The organism is Bariatricus sp. HCP28S3_A4 (assembly GCF_052066395.1).
Lineage (GTDB): Bacteria > Bacillota > Clostridia > Lachnospirales > Lachnospiraceae > Allocoprococcus.
The window spans coordinates 78,973-103,702 of record NZ_JBQHSE010000010.1 but is presented as its reverse complement, the minus strand read 5'-3'; the positions used below and the strand labels follow the sequence as shown (position 1 = coordinate 103,702).

Genomic DNA, 24,730 nt, shown 5'->3' with positions numbered 1-24,730 from the left:
AAAGATAAATTCGACAACAATAAATCCATAAATTCGACGGCAAAATATTACATATCTAATTCTTAATCAGAAGGATTCAGCCTTCATAGACACAAAACTATTTACGCCCTCCAGAAAAACCACGATCTTTAGTATGTTCCATCAAATAAATAGGAATTTGAGAAATAGCTACCGGTGCTTCTAAAAACGTTTTGCGATACATTTCTGTATCGCCGAACCAAGAACGATTCATGCACCAAATGGCATACGGACAAGCCAACATAATTGCTGCCCCCCAGCTCCATCTATTCTCCGTCTTCCCCAACACTCGCTCCGGCCTTTTCGGCACCGCAATTGTCAAAATCCCTCCGGCGACAAAAAGCCATATTAGCAGCCACCAATAATTCGTTAATGTCATATCTGTGTCCCTTTCTTCCCCCGCATCACCACCACTCCCGATGCCCAATTCATCCGAAAAGCCAGCATACACGAAAACGATATGAATTCTCTCCCTTCATATCGCCTTCGACTTTCTCTATCCAATCACTATCCCCGTCTCTCAATCTCCTCTATCGTCCGTCTCACAACGTCCCCTTTATCAAATTCCCTCTCCATCTTCCGACGTCCCGCCACTCCCATGGCTTCTCTTTCTTCCGATGGCAATTCCAGAACTTTCTTCATCACCCGGTACAGACTTTCGACATTCTTCGCTTTACACAAATAACCAGTCTTCCCATCCTCCACCGCTTCCCTGCACCCGGGAATATCGGATGTAATAACCGGCCTTCCGGTTGCAGCTGCTTCCAGATTCACATTGCTCATCCCTTCATGATAGCTTGGCATTACGATACAGTCAGCCGCTGTATAAAAAGGTCTCGGATCCTCCTGGAATCCGTGAAATACAACAATACCTTTTCCCGTCAGCGTTTCCACTTTTTCTTTATATTCATCTTCAAAAAAACCCACCAGATCCAATACAAATGCTTCTTGCTCCTCATGAAGCCTTTCTGCCGCTTTGAAAAGTTCATCCATCCCTTTCTCTCTCATGATTCTTCCAAGATACAGGAAATGAACTTTATCATTCTTCGGATACGGCTGCAGGGAATAATAGTCCAGATTAATGCCAGCTCCGTGAAGTACAACTTCTTTGTCTTTTTCGATAATCTGTCTCTTACAGAATTCTTCTGCATTTGCCTCATTTTCGAAAAAGACTGCTTTGACTTTTCGGAACGCCGCTTTATACAGCATCGAAACAAATCTTGCCAGACTTGGATTCTGAAATGCGGTTCCCATTCCCTGCACATTGGCGAAGAACGGTATTTTCAGCACTCCACACACGAACCCGGCATAAATGTTTGGTTTAATCGAATAGGTAAGAACGATATCCGGTTTTTCATCCCTGATCACCTTAAAGTAGCTTTTGATAAGAGACATATCTTTTACCGGATTCATCCCCCGGCGCTCCACATTGGTCTGAATGCATTTCACACCCATGGCTTTGAAATCTTCTTCGTGTCCCACGAACGGCATGCTGATGATGACATGGTATTTTTTCATCAATTCAGCAATCAGCTCTCTCCGGAACTGCCAGAGCATATAAGAATGATTCGTCACAATTAATGCGGTCTTCTTTTCAGTCCTCTCTTCAGCGGTCTTCTCTTCTCCCTTCCCACGAATTGCCCCTGTACCACCTTCTACAACCCCATCGCTCTTTGCCACAGAAACAATCGTTCCAAGAAAGGCTTTTATATCAATTACAAATCCTAAATGTCTTAAATAATATCCGTCTAATTTGGCTTTCTCCCTGATTTCCAGTTCATCCCGCCCGTGGATCTGTGCCCAGCCGGTGAGGCCCGGCTTGATCTGGTGAACACCATATCTGTCCCGCTCTTCAATCAGATCGAACTGATTCCAGAGTGCCGGGCGCGGTCCGATGACTGCCATATCGCCTTTGGCAATATTCCATAGTTGCGGCAATTCGTCAAGTGAAGTTTTCCTCAGTATTTTCCCCACTTTGGTTATGTACTGTTCCGGATTTGCGAGCAGATGGGTCGGAGTGTCATGCGGCGTATCCAGTTTCATACTGCGGAATTTATATAGTTCAAAATGCTTTTTATGAATGCCCACCCTTTTCTGTGAGAAAAAGACTGGTGCATTCCATCCATCTTCTGATTTACACATAACGATTATGATCAGAAACAGTGGTGATAATATACAAAGTCCTATGATAGCTAGTACTCTGTCCAATATATCCTTCACCTTCATGTAACGTTTCTGATATTCCGTAAGCTTATGATACGGATTTTTCTGATGTCTTTTTTCCGTTTTCATAGCCACCCTCATCCCCCAAAAACGTAACTCTCTATTCTTCTACAATTCCTTGTGGAGCATATTCCGGCACCAATTCCTTGATGTAGGAACGGATATCCTGCGTCTCATCGTATGCTTCTTCGATCAGTTTCTGGACCGCCTCCTGTATTTTTGCAGAATCGACACCCGTCTGCTGGGCAACGAAAATGCGGTCTTTATCCGTCTTTTTCAGATTGTCCTCATCAATCAGAAGTTCTTCATACAGTTTTTCACCAGGGCGCAGTCCTGTAATTTTGATCTGAATGTCTACATTCGGTTCGTATCCGGATAAACGAATCATCTTTTCAGCCAGTTCTATGATTTTAACGGGTTCCCCCATATCCAGGATGAAGATTTCTCCTCCTTTTGCAAGGGCGCCGCATTGAAGGACAAGGTTCACAGCTTCCGGGATCGTCATAAAATACCGGATCACTTCCGGATGAGTCACCGTCACCGGTCCGCCTTCTTCAATCTGTTTTCGGAACAATGGAACAACGCTTCCGTTGCTTCCCAGTACATTTCCAAAACGCACCGCCGCATATTCTGTCTGCGAATTCTGTGCAAAGCTTTGCACGATCAGCTCGCATACTCTTTTTGATGCTCCCATAATGTTGGTCGGGCGCACGGCTTTATCGGAGGAAATCAGAACCATCTTCTTTGCCCGGTACGCATCTGCAGCGCGGGCCACGATCCAGGTCCCGGATACATTATTTTTAATCGCCTCATTCGGGCTGTCTTCCATAAGAGGCACATGTTTGTGTGCTGCAGCGTGGAAAACCAGTTCCGGACGATACTGTTCAAAGATGGAATCGATCCGTTTTCTGTTTCTCACAGACCCGATCAGAACCTTCAGGTTCATGTCCGGATATTTTGCAAGGAGTTCATTCTGTACGTCGTAGGCATTGTTTTCATAAATGTCCAGAATAATCAGAAGTCCCGGATTGTGCAGTGCCACCTGCCGGCAGATCTCACTTCCGATCGATCCTCCGCCTCCTGTAACCAGTACGACTTTGCCCTGAACATATTCCATGATTTCATCCATCTCGAGATTGACCGGCTCTCTTCCAAGCAAGTCCTCAATCTGAACCTCGCGGAGCATGGATACACTGACTTCATCGTTGACCAGCTGATAGATTCCCGGGAGAATCAAGATTTTACAGGGTGTTTTCTGGCAGATATCCAGCAGTTCCTTCTGGCCTTCTCTGGATATCGTCGGAATCGCAATTACAATTTCTTCGATTCCATATTTCTCAGCATAATACGGAATCATTTCTTTCTTTCCGACGATCGGTATTCCCTGGAGATATGTTCCCTGTTTTGCGGGATCATCGTCAATAATACAGGGAATCTTTCGATTCAGATGCTTGCTGTTATTCATCTCACGCACGATCATGTAACCGGCTGATCCGGCGCCTACGATCATCGTCTGAATGGGCGAAATTTCTCTTTCTTTCCTGTATTTGTGCATCGCGATCCTCAGGAATCGATAAGAAAATCTACTTACAATCGTCAAAAGGGCAAGCAACAGCAGGTAAAGGAACGGATAACTTCTCGGCACCTCACACCCCATAAGTTTCATCCCTGCAGTCTGTGTCACCGATGACAAACACACAGCGATAATGACATTCTTAAGTTCTTCTATACTCGCGAAGCGCCACAAACTGCTGTATAATCTCAAAATTGAATAAATCAATACTGTACAGGTAATATTAATGAGCATATAATCATGCACAGATTCCAAAAAAATACTGTCAATCTTACTAAACTGGAAATCACATCGAATCCAAAGCGCTCCCCCCATGCTGATAATAATGATTGCTATATCCATAAATAGAAGCGCCATACTCCTCAAAAACATCTCTCTGTTTTTAACAATCTTTTTTCTAAAGTCTCTCATTATTTACTTTTCACTTTGTCTTCTCATGCATCCTATTATTCCGTCCACAAAGCTACGCTTCCTCCTGGTATTTATGAAATAACTAGTTGCTTATAAATCAATTGGCTATACCAAAACGCATTGTCTCCGGTACTCCTCTACCTGAAACAATGCGTTTTGAAATTCTTATTTTTGCTCTCTTCCGACTAATTCATCCAGACTGATGTGATACAAATCCGCAAGCATGATCAGCACTTTTATAGATGGCTCCCGCAAGCCCCTCTCATAGTTGGAAAATGCCTGACGGCTTACACCTGCATATTCTGCGACTTCTGCCTGTGTGAAACCATGCCTTTTTCGAAATGTCTTTAATAACTTATAGTTCAAAATCCGTACCTCCTTATACTTGAAAATCCACACTGAAATGGAATCAAAATATTCTATAAATATATAATTTATGACATAATTCACATTATGTCAGTACAATAGATTTAATCCACATAAGTATCTAAAATTTATCAACGAAAGTATAGCATAAAACAGTCGAAAAATCAAGCAATGCGCTCGAAAAAATGCGATTCCTGTAGGGAGAGGCAGCAAGAATTCTGTCGAAATCCGTCGAAGCGCAAAGGAAGATGATCCCCAGTCAAGATTTCTGTGAAATCAAAAAGGAGGATATTTCTTCGTGTACTCAAAAATCCGAAAAAATACCCCTAATATACCTGAAACATATTCATTTTTTTATCAGTTAAATAACATAATGTGAATTATGTCAGTTTTTTATATTCACACGACAAGGCCAAGCTGTTCGATCTTTTTTCGATGCTCTGCCCCTGTACTCATGATATAAATCCGGGTCGTGTCGATGCTGCTGTGTCCCAGAATATCGGCCAATTTGGCGATATCCTTTTCGATACCGTAGAATGTCCTTGCAAAAAGCTTCCTCAGGTTATGCGGAAATACCTTTCCGGGACTCACGTTCGCCTCCTTACAAAGTCCTTTCATCTGTTCCCAGATATAACTCCGGTTTAACGGTGTTTTCTTTTGACTCAGGAAAATGGTTCCGGATTGTATTTTCTGCTTCCGGGCATAATCAAGCAACCGTTTCCGCAGTTTCCCGGGAATCAGGATCGTTCTGGTCTTTCCTTTACAATTGACGATGACCTCTCCTTGTTTTACCGCCTCCACAGTAAAATGCTGCAGTTCTGAAACACGGATTCCGGTTCCGCATATTGTCTGCATTACCAACTGTAGCTGCGGTTTTTTCTTTGACGCTTCCAGAAGCCGGAAATATTCTGCCTTGGTCAATTCTTTTTCTTCGGCACAATACACTTGTTTCTGCATTTTAATATTTTTCACTTTGCATTCGGACCATCCCAGGAAGTCCAGCAGACTGCTCAAACTTGCCAGCATGGAATTGATCGAGCGAACTGCATATTCTTTCACCTGCAAATTCTGTTTATAGTCCATAACAAGTTCTTTTGTCACAATCTTGGAACCGATATACGTTGAAAAGGTCCGGACATCGCGAAGATATTTCTCGATTGTTGCCGTACTTTTTTCTTCCTGAACTAAATATTGATGAAAAGATTGTATGATTTCCTCCGTTATGATTCTTTCTCCCATTTTTACACTCTCCAATTAATTGATTTTGTTCCCCTCTGTCTTCATTGTAACGAATTTATTCATTTCTTTTGTAAAACAATGAAAAAAAGCGCCGTTTCAAGTATTTTATCTCTTGAAACGGCGCTTTACCATTCGTTGCTTATTTTTTATTCTTTCCTTAACGCTTCCAGATGCTCAACATTCATTTCCGCTCCCATTACCCATAGAACATCTCCCTGCCGGATCACGGTTGTGGCATTTTATCAATGAGAACACAATTTCTGAAAGTTTTTTTGAATTTATTTTATTCTATTTCCACTCAGTTCCTACATTTGCTTCCACCGCTTTTTCATAGATCTTCTTGGCAGCCACCAGATCCTGAACCGCAACTCCTACGGTCTCGAAAACAATGATTTCCTCATCATTTTCTCTGCCTACGAGTTCCCCTTTCAGTACCATTCCAAGATCTCCTGTAAAGTCTTCTTCGGTGATGATTCCTTCTTCTAATGGAATCAGAATATCTCCGGATTCAGACAGCACCGCCTCTTTCGAATCGAAATAAATCTTGGATGCTCTCGGCAGGATTGCCGGATCCATCTCCTGCATGTGGTGCTGGTATGCTCCGACACAGCTAATGGTCGCTCCGGCTTTCACCTTTGTTCCGTCAAACACCGGTTTGGAAGATGGTGTCACGGTGATCAGAAGATCCGCGTCATCGATTGCTTCATCGGAAGAATGAACCGGAATAATCTTTGCTCCGTATGCCTTCAGTTCTTCCTGCATTCTTTCTGCAAATGCGGCAGTACGCTCATAATTCAGGTCATAAACCCGGACTTCCTCCAATTTTCTTGCTTCCAGCATTGCTTCCAGCTGAGTCGCTGCCTGTCCTCCGGTCCCGATCAGTGCACCGATCCGGCAGTCTTTCTTCGCCAATACGTCGAATGCCGCGCCGGAAGCCGCACCTGTACGGATCTGGGTCACATAGGTTCCGTCAAGCACAGCCGTAACGATTCCGGTCTTTCCGTCAATCAGAAGAACCTGTGCCGGAGAGGACGGCTTTCCCTGGTCAATATTGTGCGGAAAAATGTTGACGATCTTCACCGCAGCGGTATCCATTTCTTCTACATAGGCCGGCATAAACAAAAAACATCCGTCATATTTCGGCGCCTGGATATTTGTTCTGAGCGGGGAATCGCATTTTCCCTCAACAACCAGACGGAACGCCTCCTTATCCGCCTCGATTGCATCCCTCATAGTGAATACTTTTTTAATATCTTCTCTTGATAATAACAGCATCTTTTCACTCTCCTAAAATTTTATTATTTGAATTTCGCGTCCAGTCCCCACGGCTGCATCGCTCCGCCTTCTTCTGCCGGGCGGCACATCTTTGCGTAAATGTTCAGGCATCCCTTCTCTTCCTTAAGCGGCGGGCATACCCAGTTTTCACGTCTTTTTGCCAGTTCCTCATCGGATACCAGAAGCGATACTTCACCGTTCGGAATATCGATCACAATCTCATCTCCATTTTCCACCAGTGCGATCGTACCTCCGTCATATGCTTCCGGTGAAACGTGCCCGATAATAGCACCGAAGTTAAATCCGGAGAATCTGGCATCGGTAATCAGTCCTACACTCTTATGTAATCCAAGTCCGATCAGAGCATCAATACTCAGCATCAGTTCTTTCATTCCCGGTGCGCCTTTGCATCCTTCATAGCGGATTACAATGATATCGCCAGGCACGATCTGTCCACCCTGAATTGCTTCAAATGCGGAACGGTCATTTTCAAATACTTTTGCTTTGCCTTTCATGTACTTCACTTCGTCATAAACCGCTGTCGGACGTACGATTGCTCCGTTCGGGGAAAGATTTCCGCGAAGGATCTTAAGTCCCGGTTCATGGAACAGCGGACGGTCCAGAGAATGGATTACTTTATTTTCCTGTGCGGTTACTTTGGACAGCACTTCGCTCCATGGACATCCGTACATGCTCGGTGCGTCTGTATGCAGTTTGCTCTCCAGCATTTTCATGACATTCGGTACGCCTCCGGCATAGTGAAAATCTACTACCGTATACGGGCCGCTCGGTACGACTGCATTGATGCACGGGATTTCCTTGGCATAATGTTCAAAGTCTTCCAGTGTCAATTTGATTCCCAGTTCGTATGCATAAGACAGCAGATGCAGTACCGCATTGGTTGATCCGGCTACCGCCATGTCAAACATGATTGCATTTTCCAGAACTTCCTTCGTGATCAGATCGGAAGGTTTTCTTCCTGCTTTTGCCATCAGAACCGCATATTTTCCTGCTTCACGAGCTTTGCGAAGTTTTGCATTATCGGTTGCAGGGATCGTTGACGTTCCCGGAAGTACCAGATTCAATACTTCCCCCAGCATCTGCATCGTATTCGCTGTTCCCATGGACGGACATGCACCAAATGACGGGCAGACATTGTCTTCCATTTCCATCAGTTCACTCTCATCGGCGCCTGAGAAACGTGCTGCATCCAGATCCGCTTCTACGACTGTTTTGCCGCAATACTGTCCCGGCTGCATAGATCCCCCTGTCACCACCATGGCAGGGATATCCAGGCGCATTGCCGCCAGATAGCAGCCGGCAATAATATTATCACAGGATGCAACCATAACCAGCCCGTCAAAATTGTGGACACGGCTGACAAATTCTACCGACATAGCCACAATGTCGCGTCCTACCTGCTCATATTTCAATTCTTCCGCTCCATTTGCGATGTTTCCACACGTTGCCGGAATTCCAAATTCTACCGGAACACCTCCTGCTGCCCAGATTCCTTCTTTTACCGCAGCTGCGATCTGGCGCAGATGTGCGGATCCCGGTGATCCCTCCATATATGAATTCGGTACACCAATATGCGGTTTCTTGCGGATATCACTATCTGAATATCCGGCCGCTTTCATCATCACTCGTCTATGTGCCGCTTCTGCTCCATTCCAGAATTCTGTTCCCATAAATTTCTCCTCCTATTTAGTATGCATTTGAGGCAGTGACTGGGTGACTATGTACCCGTCCCGCTCTTGACAAAAAACATTCATCCATGTTTATAATAAAAGATAAAAAGCAATTCGAAAAGCAAATTATTTTAATAGGTAGTATCACTTTTTTTAATAGAAGGAGTTCGCATGAATAAATATGAAATCATTCTAGATGTCTGCGAGACACACAGTATTTCTAAAACGGCCGAAAAACTGAATTATACGCAGTCTGCCATCAGCCAGGCGATCCGAAGTTATGAGAAAGAGCTTGGTTTTCCCCTGTTCAAGCGTTCCAAATCCGGCATGGATCTTCTGCTTGGCACCGAGGAGATCATTGAATCACTTCGGATCATCTGCCGGGAAGAGCAGCAGATCAACCGGCTTGCGGCGAGACTGAACGGACTGGATACCGGATATATCCGGATCGGTACAATCCAGAGCATCGCCTATCACTGGCTCCCAGATATTCTGAAGGAATTCTCTTCCGTCTATCCGAATATCAACTTTGAACTTACGGTCGATGGTTTCAGCGGATTGAAAGAACGTCTCCACAGCGGCGAACTGGACTGTATCTTCGTCTCCCGCTATTCTGTCCCGGAAGCTTCCTTTATTCCGGTGGGAACGGATGAGCTGATGCTGGTCACCCCCGCCGGCCACCCGCTTGCATTTCAGGCCGAAGTATCTCTTGCCGATATCGATAATGAGAACTTTATTCTTTCCTCTGATGGTCTGGATTACGAGATGGGAAATATTTTCGCCATGAACAACATTACCCCTAAGATCCGCTACCGGCTGAACGAGGATTTTGCCACTTTGAAAATGGTGGAAGCAGGTTTCGGTATTACCGTACTTCCGCGTCTTTTGCTGACCAATGCGCCTTTTGACGTCTGTGTCCGCTCTTTTTCCAGCCACTATACGCGTGTTCTGGGTGTCGCTTATTCTGAAAATGCAGCCGCAGCCCCGGCAACGCTTCGGTTTCTTGATTTTGTCAAAAGCCACAGCAATTCATAACAAGTAAAAAAACGAGTAACCTCTTCGATCCGGTTTGGTTACTCGTTTTTCTTATATGTATTCGTCTAAATCTTCTTTTACAGATCCAGTTTCAGATCGTTTTCTCCGATCCAGCCTTTCTTGCGCATCGGAATCGCGATCAGCCATGACAGAAGTCCCGGCAGGATAAAGCAGATCAGGAGCAGGCCGATCCAGTCCATTGCTGTGATCGCGGCTTTCGCTCCGTTTGCGATATCACTCACCCATCCGGTGTACACACCGATCTGTCCCACAAGGCCGCAGGTTCCCATTCCGGACGCAACTGCTGCTCCGTTCATCTGAAGGCGGAAGATACAGGTGGCAATCGGGCCTGTGATTGCTGAAGCCAGAATTGGCGGGAGCCAGATCTTCGGATTCTTAACGATATTTCCCATCTGAAGCATGGAAGTTCCGATTCCCTGGGCAAAGAGTCCGCCCCATTTATTTTCCTTGAAACTCATCACAGCAAATCCCACCATCTGGGCACAGCATCCGGCCACTGCAGCCCCTCCGGCAAGCCCTGTCAGAGAAAGAGCCGCACAGATTGCCGCACTGCTGATCGGAAGTGTCAGTGCAATTCCTACGATCACAGATACCAGAATTCCCATAAAGAATGGCTGCAGTTCTGTCGCCCACATAATTGCAGTTCCTACGGTGCTCGCCGCCTTGCCGATTGCAGGCGCACATCCGAGGCTGAGCAGAACGCCGACTCCGATCGTCACCATCGGTGTTACAATAATATCAATTTTGGTTTCTTTGGAAACCAGTTTTCCAAATTCAGCAGCGAAAATCGTCACGACCAGAACCGCAAGCGGTCCGCCTGCTCCTCCCAACTCGTTTGCCGCCATACCTACCGCCGCCAGTGAAAATAATACCAGCGGAGGACACTGCAGCGCATATCCGATGGATACCGCCATCGCAGCACCGGTTGCTCCCTTTGCATAAGCTCCCACCGTCACAAGGATCTCAATTCCGGTCTGTTCTCCAATCGTACTGATGATCGTACCGATCAGAAGAGACGCAAACAGCCCCTGGGCCATTGCACTGAGTGCATCGATCCCATATCTCTTTGCAGAGAAAATAATGTTCTTTTTCTTTAGAAACTCTTTCATAAACCCTCCATTTTCCATTGCCATCCGGCATGTCATCTCATCACTTGTCATCTGTCTTGTCACTTGTCGTTTCTATGAATATTATCCACATTTTTCGCATTTCGTCAATATCTTTTATTTCTTTTTTTCCCTATTTCTTCATATATTAATAAAAAATCTTATGGAGTCTCTATGTCCTATCACCTTCTTCACTCCCAGAAGAAACGAATTTCTCTCATTCTTCCCTTTTTCATAATTCTTACTATGCTGAACGGCTGCAGTCAGATCAGCTTTTCAACCAATGAAGATAAAGCATTTCGTAAATTCACCCACGATCTTTTTTGCCGTGAAGTTTCTTCCAACACGATCAGCCTTCACTACACCCTTCGCAACCCGGCCGATTACGGTATTTCGGACTGCCCCGTTACATACGGGAGCTTTCCCAGCGATCCGGATGCTGCTCTGGCTTCGATTGAGAACTGCCAGGCATCGCTTCATCAGTTTCATCCCGCCTCTCTTTCTGAGGAGAATCGGCTGACATACGAAATTCTGGACTCTTATCTGGATACTTCCTCACAAATGGCGGAATATCTCCTTTACCAGGATCCTCTATCGCCAATCACCGGCATTCACGCCCAGCTTCCTGTCCTGCTCTCGGAATTTCAGTTTTACAGTGTCGAAGATGCCGAAACATATCTGGAACTTCTGGAAGATACCGATGACTATTTTGATTCTTTGATTGCATTTGAAAATGCCCGTATCGACGTCGGCATGTTTATGCCGGATTATCAGGTGGATTCTGTTACGAGCCAATGCATTTCCTTTGTAGAAATGGGAGAAGATAATTATCTGTACGAAACATTTGAAGAACGGCTGGATTCTCTGGAGCTTTCCGATGAGGAACGGAGCAACCTTATTTCACAGAACGACGCAGCGCTTCAGAATGTGATTTTCCCTGCATATCTGGAACTTGCCGATTCTTTAAATGCATTAAAAGGAAACGGAACGAATGAGAAAGGGCTTTGCTATTTACCCGATGGGAAAACCTATTATGAGATCCTGGTCCGCAGTAAAACCGGCATCTCCGATTCCATCGAAGATCTGAAGAAAATGACTCAAAAACAGATCATAGAAGACCTGACTGCCATGGAAGAGGTTCTTTATTCCGATCAGCTTCTGTCGGTTCTGGATTCCATGGCGCCTTCTTCGATGTTAAATGACCTGAGGCAGAAGATCAACGGTGCGTTTCCAGAGATTCCGGACGTAGAGACCTCTGTCAAATATGTCCCGACCGCTCTGGAGGATTACTTAAGTCCTGCATTTTACATGATTCCTGCAATCGATAATATTTCCGAAAACGTGATTTACATCAATCAGGGGCAGACTTCCGGCGGACTTTCCCTCTACACCACACTGGCTCATGAGGGCTATCCCGGTCACCTGTATCAGACTGTATATTTTTCTTCACAGAACGCCGATCCGATCCGCAGTCTCCTCGATTTTGGCGGCTATGTAGAAGGCTGGGCAACCTACGCAGAAATGATGTCCTACTACATGGCACCGATTTCCAAACCGGAAGCCAGCCTGTACCAGAAGAATACTTCTGTTCTTCTTGGGCTCTATACGCTTGCCGACATCGGAATCCATTACGACGGGTGGACGCTGATCGATACCGCTGTGTTTTTCAAAGACTATGGGATCACAGACCTCGCAGCGATCCAGAATCTCTATGAACTCATCATCGGTGATCCGGCGAACTATTTGAAATATTATCTTGGTTATCTGGAATTTCTGAATCTGAAGAAAGAAATCGCGGGAACACAAGGCGACGATTTCTCGCAGAAAGAATTTCATAAGGCCGTACTGGATGTGGGGCCTGCACCGTTTGATATTGTGTATGAATCTGTCAGAAAGGCACTTTCAAATTGAACAAAGACAACTAAAAAAGGAGGATCCTTCGGGACGCTATACTAGTACCGGTTGCAGGATTCCTCCTTCAAAAAACTGTTTTCAGCAAGACATCGTTTCTCACATCATCCCGGCCAACACCACACTTGCCGCCAGCCCCGCAAACGTAGCCACGAGCGCCCCGGCAAATGTGTATCTGGTCTTCGTCACCTTCGCCGTCATGAAATACACGGACATGGTATAGAAAATCGTTTCTGTACATGACATCGAGATGGAAGCGATCAGACCCACTCTTGAATCCGTTCCATATTCCCGGAAAATATCCAGCAAAAGGCCGGTTGCCGCCGAAGAAGAGAACATTTTCACAACCGTAAGCGGCACCAGTTCTCCCGGAAATCCGACATACTGTGTCACTCGTCCCAGAAGTCCGGATATGTATTCCAGGAATCCGGACGCTCTGAGAATCCCGACCGCCACCATGAGCCCGATGAGCGTCGGCATGATCTTGATCACCGTGAGGAATCCGCTCCTGGCTCCCTTGATGAAGGTATCATATACATCCACATTCATACTGATCCCATAGATCACAATGCCAAGAATCAGAAACGGTACAATAAGATCGCTCATATAGAGAAAAAACTGCATAAAAAACTCCGCTTGAATTCCTTATTACAAGTCTATTCAGCGGAGTTTTTCCCCATTCTTCCAAAATTCAAGTACGCCGAGTCTTTATCTTCTTTCAAGATAAATTTATTCCGACACAGGTTGTTCGAATTTCTTCATGTCATGCTTCATAATGTAGAAATACATCACCAGAAGCAGACTTCCTGCCAATACCCACGCGGCAGGACTTGCAAGGCACACACCCACATAGCTTTTTCTTCCGGCAGCGACCACGGCGACTACTCCTCTTCCGATCAGTTCCGCCACCCCTGCCATCATCGGCATGAGTCCATATCCCATTCCCTGGATTCCGTTTCGGTATACATTCACGATCATAAGCGGGACAAAAAACATCACCACACATTTCAGATAAATATCCACCGACTGCATAATCGTATTGACGTTATCAGAAACGAAAACATATGTCATATATTTTCCAAAGAACGCTATGAGCAATCCAATCACTGCCGAATAAACGCATCCCATCATTGTGACTGAGCGAAATCCCTGATGGATTCTTTTTACTTTTCCGGCACCGATGTTCTGCGCCGAATAGGTCGCCATCGTTGTTCCCATCGCCACATATGCCTGATTTGCAATTTGTTCCACTTTCCCTGCTGCGGTAAATGCTGCCACTTGCACGGATCCCAGCAAATTCAATGACGTTTGTACCATCATACTTCCGATCGCTGTGATGGAATACTGAAGTGCCATCGGGAAACCCACTCTGAGTTGATTCCATATCAAATATGATTTGAACCGGAAGTCATCTCGTTTCAAATGTAAAACAGATACCTTTTTCACAATATAAACCAGGCATAAAACCCCCGAGATACCCTGCGCTGTCACGGTTGCCCATGCGGCCCCTGCCGTTCCCATTTTACATACAATAATAAACACAAGATCCAATACAATATTGAGAAGTGCCGCCAGTATCAGGAAATACAACGGAACCTTACTGTTCCCCAGCGCTCTTAAGATGCTCGACAGCAAATTATACAGCATCTGTGCAAAAATTCCCGCACAGATAATCATGATATAGACATAAGCATCCTGAAATATATCCTCCGGTGTCTTCATAAACCGTAGGAGCGGCTTCATAAATGCCATACTGACCACGGTAAGAAGTACAGACATCAACGTAGAAAGTATCGTCGCACTCGCTACTGTCTGGCGCATTGCTTTCATATCACCGGCTCCGAATTTCTGTGCAGTAAGCACCGTAAATCCGGCCGTCATCCCCATCACAAAACCAAGGATCAGAAACATGATCGTTCCGGTGCTTCCCACTGCCGCCAGAGCACCTGTTCCCACAAACTTCCCGACGATCACCGTATCCGCCATATTATAAAACTGTTGAAATACATTTCCAATAAAAACCGGGAGTGTAAATTCAAAAATAATCTTCCCGGGGCTTCCTGTTGTCATATCTTTCTGTAATGCCATGCTCTTTAGCTCCCCTTCTCATATATTGCTATCGTTCAAGCGACCGCCCTCCTGCTTTTCAAGTGCTATCGGAGAGCGGCCGCTTTCTTTCAAAATTTACAAATGCAATTATAAGAAAAATAATAGCAAAGCACAATTGACGTTTTTACAAAAAATATAGGAAAATACAATCTGTTTTTCGTAAGAATGATAAACCGGTAACAATTACTCCCTTGGAAGGATCTCACTATCCCACTTTCCATTTGTGAAATCCGGAATATCCACCACTGCTCCGCCTCTGGCAATAGACATTTCCGAAAGTACAGTAATTGCCATCCACGAAGCGGCATCGTAAACATCGATTGGCATAGGTGCATTTTCTCGAAGTGCACGGAAGAAAGTCCTAAATTCCAACCAGTCCATTCCATCATGTGTTCCCTGAACTCCTTCGGCAAGATACTCCTTCCAGACCGGATGCTCATACTGTTCTTCATAAAGGTGAGCATTGTTTATATTTGTCTTTCCCCAGTCAAAATCATGGGCAATATCCTCTTCTCGGTCCAGAAATACAGAATCTGTCACTTCCTCATACATTCCCGCGGTTCCCCGTACTGTAAAATTGCGGGTATAATATCGCGGCAAAGTTGTATCCAGTGTCAGCACAATCGTTTCACCCTTTGCACATTTAATGACCGTCGTCACGACATCTCCCTGTGTAAAAATCTGGTTCTTCAGAAATTCATCTTCAGGTTTATTCTTTAAAATGTAATCACGAAGTCCGGACGCCTTTGAAGCCGTTGATGTCAGTGTCAGCATACGATTTCCATGATTGATATTCAATATTTTGGCAATCGGTCCCAGATCATGTGTCGGATAGTTGTCACAGTTTCTTGACAGGTAATTTCTGAGGCGATAATGCCTGTTCTCTTTTCCAAATGTAACTTCCTTCCTGAGATCATGCTGGTATCCACCGGCGCAGTGCACGATCTCGCCAAATACGCCCTGCTGTACCATATTGAGTACCATCATTTCGCGTCTTCCAAAACAGCAGTTTTCCAGAAACATAAACGGTGTCTTTGTCTCTTCATAGGCTTTTACCAGATCCCAGCACTGATTCAATGTATAGGCTCCCCCTACTTCCATCGCAACTGCTTTCCCCGCATACATAGCAGCGATTGCGATCTCCACATGGCTTTCCCACGCCGATGCTATGATCACCGTATTCACTTCTTCATCCCGGATCACGTCCTCCGCATCTGTATATACATGAGGTCTGTCCTGACCCGCTTTGTTCACCAGTTCCGCTCCATTTTCCGCCCGGTCAGCATAAGAATCACAAACCGCCGTCACGTGTTCCCCCTGTCCAAGCACAATGTCTTCCAACAAATTCGCGCCTCTGCTTCCGAGTCCAATAAATCCGATCTTGATATCCGTCATATCATTCTCCTCCTTTATCTCCATAAGAATCACTTTTCAATTTCTCTGGACAATGCTATAATATCACCATCAAAAAGATATATCTATGGCTCATTAGCTCATATATATGTATTTTTAGCTCATTTTATAGACAAAGAATATGGGACCACTAAATCGCAGCATGCAAATGCAGAATCTGACACAGATACGGGAGAATATCGGTATGCAAAAAGAAAACATAGTCTGGATGGCCTATCATATTGAAGAGCAAATTATAATAAATAGTCTTTATTCATTATTTGAAATGCATTATAACGATGGGTATGCTTTTCAAGGGGAAACCCACAATTTCTGGGAATGCCTTTACGTCATAGACGGTAAAGTCTGCGTCTCCGGAGATGAGCGTGTTTACAACCTTACACGCGGTAATATCGTATTTCATAAACCGATGGAATTTCATAAATTTCTTATTCATGGGGAAGTCGGTGCCGATCTGCTGATTTTCTCATTTTCTGCCGAAGGATCACTTACTTCATTTCTCAAAAACAAAGTATTTGCTCTGTCCGAATCCGAAAAAGAGATTATTTGCCGGATGCTCTCTTATATGAGATCCGAGGCAGATAATCTCTCTTCTTCGAATTCTAAAGGCATTGACTACCTGGAGTCTTTCGTTCACTCCCCCGCTTACTTTCAGACAGTGAGTACCTACATTCAGCAACTGATTCTTCATTTGTCCGAAAATGGAGTCGTATCCTCCACTTCCTCCGCACCGGATGCGGTATGCTTCAGCAGAGCAATCAGTTACCTGAACAGCAATATCCATCGCCAGCCGTCCATATCAGAAATAGCCAGGTTCTGCAACATCAGCGAAGCAGGAATTAAACGCATTTTTGAGAAGTTTGCGGGAATCGGCGTCCATAAGTATTTGATCAAACTCAAAATGAAGACCGCTTCCGAACTCCTTCAGGATGGAGAAAGTGTGTCTTCTGTCGCAATAAAGCTTGGTTTTAACAGCCAGAGTTATTTTTCCCGCGCTTATAAAAGGGAAACCGGCAGAATACCCTCCAATGAAAAACAAAAATAAACACGCTAAAGCAATGTCCGTTTTTATTGAATCCCTCCCAAATCGAACTCGCTCAGCCATTTCTTTGCAGCTTCCGCTACTGTCTTCAGGCAGTTTTCATCAAACGGGCTTACCATTCCCGCATGCTCCAGGAGCTCTGTAAACACGCGGCTTCCTCCCTGTCTGGTATAAGCCATGTAGTGTTCCCACGCATCCTTCCGATCTTCCTGGATCATGGCCCAGAATTCCAGTGCCACCGTCTCTGCAATACAGTAATCGATATAATAGAATGGAAGCGAATAAATATGGTGCTGTCTCTGCCATCCCTCTCCTTCACTGTAAAATGGAATCTCGCCGTCCAGTTTCATCCATGGCATGTAAATTCCCAGCAGTTCTTTCCATACTCCGTGCCTTTCCTTCGGTGTCATATCCGGTTTTTCAAACACAATGTGCTGGAAATGATCCACCATCGTTCCATACGGAATGAATGTCAGTGCACCGGCGAGATGGCTGTACTTGAATTTACGGGTGTCTTCACCAAAAAACCCGTCAGCCCACGGCCATGCGAAGAATTCCATAGACATAGAATGTACTTCACAAGCTTCCATTCCCGGCCAGATCTGGCTGTACGGTACCCGGTCGCGATTCAGCCAGGCCGCAAATGCATGTCCCGCCTCATGTGTCACGACTTCCACATCTCCCTGGGTACCATTAAAGTTCGCGAAAATAAACGGCACTCCATAGTCAGCAATGCTTGAGCAGTAAGCTCCGGCTTCTTTTCCAGGCGTTGATAATACATCAAGAAGTTCCTGATCCAACATGGTGTTGAAAAATTTGCTGGTCTCCGGAGACAGTTCATCATAGAATTTCTTGCCTTGTGCAAGAATATCTTCCGGCTCCCCGCACGGCTTTGGATTTCCAGAACGGAACTTCAGCGCCGCATCCGCAAAGCTTAGCGGATACGCTCTTCCGATGCGTTTCGCCTGCTCTCTGCAGACCTCGTCCGCTACCGGCACAAGATATTTCACAACCGCCGCGCGGAAACGCGCTACATCCTCTTTACCATAACAATTTCTCTGCATTCTGTAGTAACCAAGTTCAGTATATCCGTCATACCCCAGTTTTCTTCCTATTTGATCGCGTACATGCACAAGCTGATCATACAGATCATCCAGTTCTTTCTGATGATCCTTGTACCACTGACCTTCCGCTTTCCATGCTGCAAGACATCTGTCATCGTCTGCATCATTTTTAAACGGTGTCATCTGAGAAAGCGTGTACATATTCCCTTCAAACGGAATCTGCGCTGATGCAAGCAGTTTCTCATATGTTGTCGCCAACTCATTTTCCTTCTGCAGATCCGGGATGATCTCCGGTGCAAATGTCTTCTTAGCCATCTCCGCTTTTATAAACATTACATTGCCGTATTCTTCTTCGAACTGCGGACGGAACGGGCTTTCCAGCATTACTCTATTCCATTCCTGGCGGTATTCTTCCAGAACCGGTCCTGAGGTATTCCAGAACTTCATCTCCTCATCATAGAATTCATCTCTGGTATCAATAGAATGGCGGATGGATACCAATGACTCCATGGTATCCACATGCTTCTCATACGTTTCCCTCTCAAGGAAAACAGCCTTCGCACTTTCATAGCTTTCCGCCTTTGCCAGACGTTCATTAAATTCATTTAATTGCGCCTTGACTGCCTCGAGATCCGGGCGTTCATAAGGCATTTGTGAAAACTTCATTTCTTTGCTCTCCTTTAGTGTTATATGATTTTTCCACAAATAATGGTATCACAGTTGAAAAAGAATCACAAGCGCCCAAAGCGGAGAGCTGTATTTTTCTCGCCGTAAGGCATCTCATTTTCGGTGCTTTCCTTTCGAGGCAATAACCCGCTAATGATGAAACAAACAATATTATTTTTTACCAAGGAGGATTTGCCTATGTCAAATAATTTGCACACTCTATTCCCATTTCTCCACACACAAGAAGCACTTTTAGGAGAAACCCATATGCACAAACATCTGCTTTCTCAATTCGAAAGCTGGCAAAAAGAACAGCAAGAAGGTATGATTGATGCCCAGCGGTTAAAGTTATCCAAAATAGAACAGGAACTCCTGGAATTACGAAAGAAGTTAAATTCTTAAACCTAATAGCAACTTCGAAATCGAAAAGCAGTCTTTACAGATTATTCTCATTCTCCCGTAAAGGCTGCTTTTTGTAATTGTCATATATGTTTCTCTTACCATAGTATTTGAAGCCAAAGGGCGCTGGTCGTGGCAAGATGCTGGGGTCAAAAGCCCTGGCATCGTGGCAAAAGAACCGTCCCTAAGTTCTAAGTTTACAATACACAACCGCCACTCCGGTACTCACCGCCGTCGCCAAGATCCCCGCCCCTACAATCGCCGCCGGGTTCACGCTCCCATACTGGCTCCTGTAGGCGATCACATTTACCGGGATCAGCTGAAGTGAGGAGATATTCAGAATCAAAAAGGTACACATCTCATTACTTGCGATTTCTTTCTTCCTTACCGGTCCCGGAAGTCTTCCTCTCCGTCTGTCTTCTTCCAGATCCGCCAGCGCTTCCATCGCTTTCAGCCCGGCGGGGGTCGCGGCCCAACCGAGGCCGAGGACATTGGCAATGATGTTACTTGTTATATGTTCTTCCGCGGGATGTCCTTCGGGTAATTCTGGGAACAGAAACCGTATGAGTGGTCTCATTTTCTTCGCTGCAGCTTCCATGATCCCACCTTTTTTCGCGATTTCCATGATGCCTACCCAGAACGACATCACTCCCATCATCGTGATACACAGGGTGACTGCCTCTTTAGAGGAATCCAGTGCGGCATTTGTGACATCTGCCATTTTCCCGGTAAATGCGGCAAATATGATTCCCATAATAATCATGCCCGCCCATAAATAGTTCAGCATTTATTTCACCTGAAAAAGCTTCTCTCTAATAGATATGCGGAACCTTTTCAATATTTCACTTATAGTTCTTCTTCTTCAAATACCCAGATTGTTTCTTCTTAATCTTCCGCATGCTCCGCTTCGAAGATTTCCTGCATTTTCTGCACTTCTTCCTCCGTGTATTCTTCCACAGTCTGCGCTGTCACATTTTTGATCTTATGTTTCTTAAGCTCGAGATATACGATTTCCCGGAATAATGTATAGATTACTGAAACGATCGGGATAAAGATCAACATTCCGACAACCCCCATCAGATTTCCACCGATGCTGACTGCTGCCAGCACCCAAATCGACGGAAGTCCCACAGAATTTCCTACAACATGCGGATAGATCAGATTTCCTTCTATCTGCTGAAGCACCAGGAACATAATAACAAAAACAACCGCTTGCCTTGGATTTACCATAAAAATCATAAAAGCTCCCAGGGCACATCCGATAAATGCACCAAAAATCGGGATCAGTGCGGTGAAGGCAATAATAATTCCGATCAGAAGTGCATACGGCATTCTAAGAATCGTCATCGTCACCACAAACATGCATCCCAGAATGATTGCTTCCAGACATTGCCCTGTCAGAAAATTGGAAAAGATCTTATAGGTCAGTGAGCATATCTCCAGTGCCGCCTCCGCTTTCCTTTTGGGAATAAATGCAAAAAATACCTTTCTGACCTGTACATGCAGTTTTTCCTTCTGAAAGAGAACATAACAGGCAAATGAAAACGCAATAAAGAATTTGGCCACGCCACCGACAAGATTACTCACCGCATTAAATGTCGTATTCATCACATTTCCGGCTCCGTTTCCAAGCATTCCCATTAGCCAGCTGATCATCTTATCCGGATTAAATTCAATCTGATCCACCCATTTCATCACATCCGGATTGTTATTCGTAAAATTCCCGACCCATTCCTGCAGTTTCGGAATGAACGCTGCAATGCTGCTTCCCAGGCTGGAAAATGTATCCCCCAACTGCGGTACAAGAACAAACATCACAAGTACGATCAGACCGACAACAATCGCAATTGTTAATACGAGACTGACCGGCCTTGCCAGCTTCTTCGCCGCTTTTCCTCTGTCTTCCTTATTTTTTCCGAACATTTTCGCTTCGATGAAGCTCATCGGGACATTGATGATAAATGCAATTGCACCTCCAAGTACAAACGGAAACACAAGTCCCCATATCATTCCCACAATCTCTAAAACTTTATCGAAATTCCAGAGTCCAACCATAATCAAAATCGTAAATACAATCAATCCTCTTATTTTTCGAAGTGTTTCCTGACTCCAATCCATTTACGCCACGCTCCTCCTGCATTTCTTTCTGTAATTCTTCCTATTATTTCTGCTTTCTCCAACCTTTTCTCACTGCCCTCAGCACCTGAATCACCGGAAGATTCAGAATCGCCAGTCCACAGACGGTCAGGAACTGCCCGCCATCCAGCGTCACCACCTTGAACACATTGTGAAGTCCCGGTATCATCAGGACTGCTGTAATGAAAACAAAACCGATTCCGAATGCACCAATCAGATATTTATTATTAAACAGCTTTTTGCTGAACAAAATCATATCATCTGATTTACAGTTGAATCCGTGAACGAGCCTTGACAGGCACAATGTTCCAAATGCGAAGGTGCTTCCGAGTGCAGCTCCGCCCTGACGGTATCCCATCAAAAAACCGATCGTTGTCATCACTCCGATCACCAGACCTTCCAGACCGATTTTGAGTAAAAAAGATTTCGTCAAAATGGATTCATTCATCGGGCGAGGCTTTTCTTCCATCACATCTCTGCTGTGCGGTTCCAGTCCCAATGCGATTGCCGGAAGGCTGTCAGTCAGCAGGTTGATAAAGAGAAGATGAACCGGTTCAAACGGCACCGGAAGTGCTGCCAGCGAAGCAAAAAGTACGGTAAGAATCGCGCCAAAATTGCCGGACAGGAGGAACTGAATCGAATTCTTAATGTTTCGATAGACATTCCGTCCGTTTTCCACCGCTTTTACAATGGTTGCAAAATTATCATCTGTCAGCACCATCGCCGCCGCATCTTTGGCCACTTCGGTTCCGGTTATTCCCATCGCAACACCGATATCCGCCTGTTTCAGAGCCGGTGCGTCATTGACTCCGTCACCGGTCATGGCTACAATATTGCCTCGCTCCTGCCATGCGCGGACAATCCTTATCTTGTGCTCCGGTGAAACGCGGGCGTAAACCGAAATCTGCGGAACAAATTCTCTCAGTTCTTCATCCGTCATTCCATCAATCACTGCACCCTCACATGCCTCTGAAAAATCCTTTAAAATGCCGATGCGTTTTGCGATTGCCGCTGCAGTAATCTTATGATCCCCAGTAATCATGACTGGTCGGATCCCTGCTTTGATACATTCTGCGACTGCTTCCATGGATTCTTCTCTCGGCGGATCCATCATCGCGATCATTCCCTGAAATACCAGATCCTGCTCATCTTCCATTTGTAATACCGGAGCCTGTTTATTCGCAAGGCTTTCGCCCAACTTGCCGCCATCTTCTAACGGAATGTCCCGGTATGCAAATCCCAGAACGCGGAGTCCCTCTCCGGAGAAATCCCGATTCTGTTTTTCAATCTTTTCTATGTCCTTGGCATTAATTTCCCGGACACCGTCTGCCGTCTGGATCCGGCTGGCACGGTCAAGGATCACGTCCACCGCACCTTTCACAGCCATGCGGTACACTTGCTCTCCCTGCTGATTTTCCATCAAATGCAACGTAGACATCAATTTTCTGTCACTGTCAAACGGAATTTCAGAAAGTCTCGGATACTGTGCCCTCTCTTTGGCTGCCTCGATTCCCAGTGCACTTCCTATATTAATGAGCGCTGACTCTGTGGGATCGCCAATCTCAATTCCGTCTTCATTCGTTGAATCATTACAAAGGATACTATACCGCAAAAGCTGTCTCTGCAGTGTATCATTCAGATCCACCTCTGCAGCGCGGATTCTTCTGGCATCCACATAATAATCTTCCACGGTCATTTTATTCTGTGTCAAGGTTCCTGTTTTATCAGAACAGATCACAGACACACTGCCCAGCCCTTCAACTGCCTGAAGTTTACGGATGATTGCATGCTCTTTAGCCATTTTCTGTGTTCCAAAGGAAAGCACGATCGTTACAATAGAACTGAGCGCTTCGGGAATAGCGGCAACCGCGAGTGCAACGGCAAAGAGAAATGCATTTCCGATATTCTCTCCCCGCAAAACACTGATTCCGAATAAAATGGCACAGAACACTAAAATAATAATGGATAGCTTCTGCCCAAACTGATCCAGATTCACTTGAAGCGGTGTCTTTTTCTCGGAAGCATTTTTCAGCAAACCGGCGATTTTCCCGAGCTCGGTCTGCATTCCCACATCCGTCACGACAAAGCTTCCACGCCCGTATGTGACATAGCTTCCCGAAAACACCATGTTGGTCCGATCTCCCAGAGGAACTTCGTTTTCAATGACATCTTCCTGCTTCTCCACTCCAAGGCTCTCCCCTGTGAGTGCACTTTCATCGATCTTGAGGCTTGCATTTTCCAGAATTCTTCCGTCCGCCGGGACATAGTCCCCTGCCTCCAGCATCACGAGATCTCCCACGACAAGTTCCCGGACCGGGATCGGGGCGACCGCGCCGTCACGCATGACTTTCGCCTCCGGACCCGAAAGTTTCTTCAAGCTTTGCAGGGACTGTTCCGCTTTCAGCGTCTGTACCGTTCCGAGGATCGCATTGATCGTAATGACCACCAGAATTACAATCGCACTCTCCATATCTCCTAAAATTCCGGATATAATCGCAGATATGATCAATATAAATACAAGGAAATCTTTGTATTGCTCCAGAAAAATCTGCAGTACACTCTTCCTCTTCCCTTCCGTCAGTTCGTTCCATCCTGATCTCTCACGACTTTGTTCTACTTCCGTTTTGGATAGTCCGTCCGGATGGCTGTTCACTCTCTCCTGCACCTCAGCAGCTGTTAGCTGGTAAATTTCTTTCATCGTGTTTTCCTCCTACTTCCAAGTATTTACAATTCAGAAGACACTATGCAAAAAGATAAAAAGAAAAGACTTTCATTGCATACTTCTTCCTGCAATAAAAGTCTCACCGTTTTCTCACGATACCGGATGGGTTCCATCGTATTGACGATATCGTAAACGCATTCATGACAAACGTAGGTTACTCCCTTTTACTTATTAGTTATAATAATCAGATTCTATTATTTTGTCAATCATTTTCGGAAATTTGAAAGATTAAAAAAATTCCACCGGATCTGTTTGGCGTACACATGGCAAAAAACAAGAGACATATCTCAAATGGGATATGTCTCTTGCG

The 24,730-nt window shown here is 45.2% G+C and carries 19 protein-coding genes; 4 read left to right on the top strand and 15 right to left on the bottom strand.

Annotated elements, in window-relative coordinates; translation table 11 throughout:
* Positions 1–97: 97 nt before the first annotated feature.
* The 7 genes from ACTNBF_RS07255 to ilvD all read right to left on the bottom strand — a co-directional run bounded on the left by ACTNBF_RS07255 (position 98) and on the right by ilvD (position 8,796).
* A complete protein-coding gene (locus tag ACTNBF_RS07255) occupies positions 98–397 on the bottom strand; it encodes a hypothetical protein (RefSeq protein ID WP_441088943.1) in 300 nt (99 codons plus the stop codon).
* A gap of 128 nt (positions 398–525) precedes the next feature.
* Positions 526–2,310, bottom strand: coding sequence for a sugar transferase (locus tag ACTNBF_RS07250; RefSeq protein ID WP_441088942.1), 1,785 nt, complete (start codon positions 2,308–2,310; stop codon positions 526–528).
* 31 nt (positions 2,311–2,341) lie between these two features.
* The gene (locus ACTNBF_RS07245; protein WP_441088941.1) at positions 2,342–4,156 is read right to left on the bottom strand and encodes a polysaccharide biosynthesis protein; all 1,815 of its coding nucleotides are present in this window, start codon (positions 4,154–4,156) and stop codon (positions 2,342–2,344) included.
* A 234-nt stretch (positions 4,157–4,390) separates the two neighbouring features.
* Complete coding sequence (locus tag ACTNBF_RS07240; protein WP_427820075.1) at positions 4,391–4,591, bottom strand: helix-turn-helix domain-containing protein; 201 nt, start codon at positions 4,589–4,591, stop codon at positions 4,391–4,393.
* 399 nt (positions 4,592–4,990) lie between these two features.
* On the bottom strand, positions 4,991–5,830 hold the full coding sequence (locus ACTNBF_RS07235) for a tyrosine-type recombinase/integrase (RefSeq protein WP_441025552.1): 840 nt from the start codon (positions 5,828–5,830) through the stop codon (positions 4,991–4,993).
* A gap of 288 nt (positions 5,831–6,118) precedes the next feature.
* Entirely contained in the window at positions 6,119–7,105 is a 987-nt protein-coding gene (locus ACTNBF_RS07230) for an ornithine cyclodeaminase family protein (protein WP_441017255.1), read from the bottom strand.
* 23 nt (positions 7,106–7,128) lie between these two features.
* A complete protein-coding gene (gene ilvD, locus ACTNBF_RS07225; RefSeq protein ID WP_427805929.1) occupies positions 7,129–8,796 on the bottom strand; it encodes a dihydroxy-acid dehydratase in 1,668 nt (555 codons plus the stop codon).
* A gap of 171 nt (positions 8,797–8,967) precedes the next feature.
* On the opposite strand from ilvD, the gene ACTNBF_RS07220 reads away from it, so the two are divergent.
* Positions 8,968–9,831 carry a LysR family transcriptional regulator gene (locus ACTNBF_RS07220; RefSeq protein ID WP_427805930.1) on the top strand — a complete coding sequence of 288 codons (864 nt, stop codon included), beginning with the start codon at positions 8,968–8,970 and terminating at the stop codon, positions 9,829–9,831.
* A 77-nt stretch (positions 9,832–9,908) separates the two neighbouring features.
* On the opposite strand, the gene ACTNBF_RS07215 is transcribed toward ACTNBF_RS07220, so the two are convergent.
* Positions 9,909–10,961, bottom strand: coding sequence for a PTS transporter subunit IIC (locus ACTNBF_RS07215; RefSeq protein ID WP_427806035.1), 1,053 nt, complete (start codon positions 10,959–10,961; stop codon positions 9,909–9,911).
* A gap of 243 nt (positions 10,962–11,204) precedes the next feature.
* On the opposite strand from ACTNBF_RS07215, the gene ACTNBF_RS07210 reads away from it, so the two are divergent.
* On the top strand, positions 11,205–12,869 hold the full coding sequence (locus tag ACTNBF_RS07210; protein ID WP_441088940.1) for a DUF885 domain-containing protein: 1,665 nt from the start codon (positions 11,205–11,207) through the stop codon (positions 12,867–12,869).
* A 99-nt stretch (positions 12,870–12,968) separates the two neighbouring features.
* Here ACTNBF_RS07210 and ACTNBF_RS07205 read toward each other — a convergent pair whose 3' ends face one another.
* The 3 genes from ACTNBF_RS07205 to ACTNBF_RS07195 form a co-directional block, all read right to left on the bottom strand.
* A complete protein-coding gene (locus tag ACTNBF_RS07205) occupies positions 12,969–13,493 on the bottom strand; it encodes a spore maturation protein (protein ID WP_427805932.1) in 525 nt (174 codons plus the stop codon).
* A gap of 105 nt (positions 13,494–13,598) precedes the next feature.
* Entirely contained in the window at positions 13,599–14,957 is a 1,359-nt protein-coding gene (locus tag ACTNBF_RS07200; RefSeq protein ID WP_441017266.1) for an MATE family efflux transporter, read from the bottom strand.
* A gap of 204 nt (positions 14,958–15,161) precedes the next feature.
* Positions 15,162–16,373 (bottom strand): Gfo/Idh/MocA family protein, encoded by a 1,212-nt coding sequence (locus ACTNBF_RS07195; protein WP_441029261.1) that lies wholly within the window; start codon positions 16,371–16,373, stop codon positions 15,162–15,164.
* Positions 16,374–16,539: 166 nt separating this feature from the next.
* On the opposite strand from ACTNBF_RS07195, the gene ACTNBF_RS07190 reads away from it, so the two are divergent.
* Entirely contained in the window at positions 16,540–17,436 is an 897-nt protein-coding gene (locus ACTNBF_RS07190; protein WP_441017272.1) for an AraC family transcriptional regulator, read from the top strand.
* Between the two features lie 23 nt (positions 17,437–17,459).
* Here the strand turns inward: ACTNBF_RS07190 and ACTNBF_RS07185 are convergent, their stop codons facing one another.
* Positions 17,460–19,163, bottom strand: coding sequence for a M3 family oligoendopeptidase (locus tag ACTNBF_RS07185; protein ID WP_441088939.1), 1,704 nt, complete (start codon positions 19,161–19,163; stop codon positions 17,460–17,462).
* Between the two features lie 198 nt (positions 19,164–19,361).
* Here ACTNBF_RS07185 and ACTNBF_RS07180 point away from each other — a divergent pair, with 198 nt between their 5' ends.
* Positions 19,362–19,565 (top strand): hypothetical protein, encoded by a 204-nt coding sequence (locus ACTNBF_RS07180; RefSeq protein WP_441049474.1) that lies wholly within the window; start codon positions 19,362–19,364, stop codon positions 19,563–19,565.
* A 181-nt stretch (positions 19,566–19,746) separates the two neighbouring features.
* Here ACTNBF_RS07180 and ACTNBF_RS07175 read toward each other — a convergent pair whose 3' ends face one another.
* The 3 genes from ACTNBF_RS07175 to ACTNBF_RS07165 all read right to left on the bottom strand — a co-directional run bounded on the left by ACTNBF_RS07175 (position 19,747) and on the right by ACTNBF_RS07165 (position 24,396).
* Complete coding sequence (locus ACTNBF_RS07175) at positions 19,747–20,349, bottom strand: nucleoside recognition protein (protein ID WP_441029271.1); 603 nt, start codon at positions 20,347–20,349, stop codon at positions 19,747–19,749.
* Positions 20,350–20,447: 98 nt separating this feature from the next.
* Positions 20,448–21,680: an AI-2E family transporter gene (locus ACTNBF_RS07170; protein ID WP_441088938.1), complete on the bottom strand. Its 1,233-nt coding sequence runs from the start codon at positions 21,678–21,680 to the stop codon at positions 20,448–20,450.
* A gap of 43 nt (positions 21,681–21,723) precedes the next feature.
* Positions 21,724–24,396 carry a cation-translocating P-type ATPase gene (locus ACTNBF_RS07165; protein ID WP_441088937.1) on the bottom strand — a complete coding sequence of 891 codons (2,673 nt, stop codon included), beginning with the start codon at positions 24,394–24,396 and terminating at the stop codon, positions 21,724–21,726.
* Positions 24,397–24,730 lie beyond the last annotated feature (334 nt).

What these genes read in the sequence shown, in the direction of transcription:
- ACTNBF_RS07200 (WP_441017266.1), bottom strand. Translation starts at nt 14,957, where the DNA reads ATGGCATTACAGAAAGATATGACAACAGGAAGCCCCGGGAAGATTATT.
- ACTNBF_RS07210 (WP_441088940.1), top strand. Translation starts at nt 11,205, where the DNA reads ATGCTGAACGGCTGCAGTCAGATCAGCTTTTCAACCAATGAAGATAAA.
- ACTNBF_RS07170 (WP_441088938.1), bottom strand. Translation starts at nt 21,680, where the DNA reads ATGGATTGGAGTCAGGAAACACTTCGAAAAATAAGAGGATTGATTGTA.
- ACTNBF_RS07195 (WP_441029261.1), bottom strand. Translation starts at nt 16,373, where the DNA reads ATGACGGATATCAAGATCGGATTTATTGGACTCGGAAGCAGAGGCGCG.
- ACTNBF_RS07165 (WP_441088937.1), bottom strand. Translation starts at nt 24,396, where the DNA reads ATGAAAGAAATTTACCAGCTAACAGCTGCTGAGGTGCAGGAGAGAGTG.
- ACTNBF_RS07245 (WP_441088941.1), bottom strand. Translation starts at nt 4,156, where the DNA reads ATGGATATAGCAATCATTATTATCAGCATGGGGGGAGCGCTTTGGATT.
- ACTNBF_RS07215 (WP_427806035.1), bottom strand. Translation starts at nt 10,961, where the DNA reads ATGAAAGAGTTTCTAAAGAAAAAGAACATTATTTTCTCTGCAAAGAGA.
- ACTNBF_RS07235 (WP_441025552.1), bottom strand. Translation starts at nt 5,830, where the DNA reads ATGGGAGAAAGAATCATAACGGAGGAAATCATACAATCTTTTCATCAA.
- ACTNBF_RS07185 (WP_441088939.1), bottom strand. Translation starts at nt 19,163, where the DNA reads ATGAAGTTTTCACAAATGCCTTATGAACGCCCGGATCTCGAGGCAGTC.
- ACTNBF_RS07250 (WP_441088942.1), bottom strand. Translation starts at nt 2,310, where the DNA reads ATGAAAACGGAAAAAAGACATCAGAAAAATCCGTATCATAAGCTTACG.
- ACTNBF_RS07205 (WP_427805932.1), bottom strand. Translation starts at nt 13,493, where the DNA reads ATGCAGTTTTTTCTCTATATGAGCGATCTTATTGTACCGTTTCTGATT.
- ACTNBF_RS07255 (WP_441088943.1), bottom strand. Translation starts at nt 397, where the DNA reads ATGACATTAACGAATTATTGGTGGCTGCTAATATGGCTTTTTGTCGCC.
- ACTNBF_RS07180 (WP_441049474.1), top strand. Translation starts at nt 19,362, where the DNA reads ATGTCAAATAATTTGCACACTCTATTCCCATTTCTCCACACACAAGAA.
- ACTNBF_RS07220 (WP_427805930.1), top strand. Translation starts at nt 8,968, where the DNA reads ATGAATAAATATGAAATCATTCTAGATGTCTGCGAGACACACAGTATT.
- ACTNBF_RS07230 (WP_441017255.1), bottom strand. Translation starts at nt 7,105, where the DNA reads ATGCTGTTATTATCAAGAGAAGATATTAAAAAAGTATTCACTATGAGG.
- ACTNBF_RS07190 (WP_441017272.1), top strand. Translation starts at nt 16,540, where the DNA reads ATGCAGAATCTGACACAGATACGGGAGAATATCGGTATGCAAAAAGAA.
- ilvD (WP_427805929.1), bottom strand. Translation starts at nt 8,796, where the DNA reads ATGGGAACAGAATTCTGGAATGGAGCAGAAGCGGCACATAGACGAGTG.
- ACTNBF_RS07175 (WP_441029271.1), bottom strand. Translation starts at nt 20,349, where the DNA reads ATGCTGAACTATTTATGGGCGGGCATGATTATTATGGGAATCATATTT.